The 1,880-nt window shown below is 74.8% G+C and carries 3 protein-coding genes; 2 read left to right on the forward strand and 1 reads right to left on the reverse strand.

From position 1 onward, the window contains the following. The first annotated feature begins 188 nt into the window (after positions 1–188). On the forward strand, positions 189–1,037 hold the full coding sequence (locus tag G5C62_RS26795) for an SDR family oxidoreductase (RefSeq protein WP_164703385.1): 849 nt from the start codon (positions 189–191) through the stop codon (positions 1,035–1,037). Next, positions 1,034–1,615 (forward strand): MarR family winged helix-turn-helix transcriptional regulator, encoded by a 582-nt coding sequence (locus G5C62_RS26800; protein WP_241176164.1) that lies wholly within the window; start codon positions 1,034–1,036, stop codon positions 1,613–1,615. Before G5C62_RS26795 ends, G5C62_RS26800 begins: the two co-directional genes overlap by 4 nt. Positions 1,616–1,696: 81 nt before the next feature. Here the strand turns inward: G5C62_RS26800 and G5C62_RS26805 are convergent. Beyond that, a partial coding sequence (locus G5C62_RS26805; RefSeq protein WP_164703386.1) for a hypothetical protein occupies positions 1,697–1,880 on the reverse strand: 184 nt, incomplete at its 5' end.

Consider the following 1,880-nt stretch of genomic DNA (forward strand, 5'->3'; position numbering starts at 1 on the left):
GGGGACGACCTCTCCCAGGGAGGCATGGGCCTGTGGCTGGCCCGCAAGCTCTGGGACCACGTCGACCTGCTCCCCGGGCCCGACGGACTCACCGTCCGGCTGAGCTCACCGCTGCGCTGAGCTGCGGGGTCGCCCGCCAGGTGCCCGGCGCCCGCCCGGGTCGGTCTTTCAGAACTAAGGTGTCCGGTGTGATCGTGGTGACTGCGGCCGGTGGGCCCACGGGGACGGCGGTCGTGCGTGCGCTGCGTGCCCGGGGGGAGCCGGTGCGCGCCGTGGTCTCCAGCAGAGGCCCCCGGCCGGAGCTGACCGACCTCGGCGCCGAGGTGGTCGTCGCAGAGCTGACCTCTCCGATGGCCTGGTCGTCGGTGTTCCAGGGTGCGGACGCGATGTACCTCATCTGGCCGAACTTCGACCCGGACGAGGCGGAGGGCGCGGCGGCGCTGTTCGCCGAGGCCCGCCGGGCCGGGCTGCCCCGGGTGGTCTACCACTCGGTGATGCGCCCGCAGCTGCGGGTCATGCCGCACCACGCCGGCAAGGACCTGGCGGAGGAGGCCCTCGACAGCAGCGGGTTGCCGTCGTGGCGGGTGCTGCAGCCCTGCTCCTACGCCGACAACCTGGACAGCCAGCTCGAGGCGGCGCAGACCAGCGGGGTGCTCCGCAGCTTCTGGGGCCTGCGGACGGCGCAGTCCATGGTCGACCTGCGGGACGTGGCGGAGGCAGCAGCCGTGCTGCTCACCGAGGACGGCCTGGACGGCGGGACCTTCGAGGCGGCCGGTCCGGAGGCGTTGACCGCACCGCGGCTGGCCGAGCTGATCGGTGAGTGGCTCGGTGACGAGGTCGTCGCCGACGACGTCATCCCCGGGGGCGAGGTCCCCACCGGGTATGCGGCCCGCTGCCAGCGCACCATGTTCGACCACTACCGGGCGCACGGCTTCGTCGGCAGCCCGCGGGTGCTCACCGCCCTGCTCGGCCGCCCGCCGCGCACCTTCGCCGAGCACCTCGCCGACCTGCCGCGCCCCGCGGAGCAGGCGTCGTGAGCGACCTGCTGGACGACCCGGCGCGCGCCCACGATGGGAACGGGACAGACGGGAGTGGGACGGCCGGGGACGCGATGGACGTGATCCTGGCGCAGTGGGCGCAGGAGCGGCCGGACCTGGACTGCTCCCCGATGGGCGTCATCGGTCGGGTCAGCCAGCTGCAGCGGGAGGTCTTCCTCGCCCAGCGGGCCACCTTCGCCCGGCACGGGCTCGATGCGCCCTCGTTCGACGTCCTCGCGGCTCTCCGCCGGGCGGGGGAGCCCTACCAGCTGACCCCGACCTCGCTGATGCGGACCGCCCTGGTCACCTCCGGCGCCATCACCCAGCGGCTGGACCGGCTGGAGGAGAAGGGCCTGATCACCCGGGGCCGCAGCGAGGCCGACGGGCGGGCCGTCGTGGTCACCCTGACCGACGCGGGGCGGACGGCGCTGGACACAGCGCTGCCCGACCACCTGGAGACCGAGCGCGGCATGCTGGCGGCCCTCTCGCCCGAGGAGCGCACGCAGCTGGCCGGGTTGCTGCGCCGCTGGCTGATCAGCCTGGGCCGCGTGCCCGGCGGCACGCCCGACCCCAGCTGACCCGACCTCGCCGCCGCCGGGAGCCCACCGGACTGGTCGTCCGGCAGGCCCCGGCCGGGGCACAGGCACTCGGGCCGGCGGTCAGCCCTCGGTGTCCTCGACGCCCTCCTCCACCTCGCTGACGCCCTCCTCGACGCCCTCTTCGACGTCGGTGACGCCCTCCTCCACCTCCTGCTCGACACCGTCGTCGACGACGTCGTCTCCGCAGGCGGCCGTCGTCAGCGACGCGGCGGCGATGGCGAACGCAGCGAACGCGCGGCGGACG

The sequence above is a fragment of the Modestobacter sp. KNN46-3 genome (assembly GCF_011039295.1).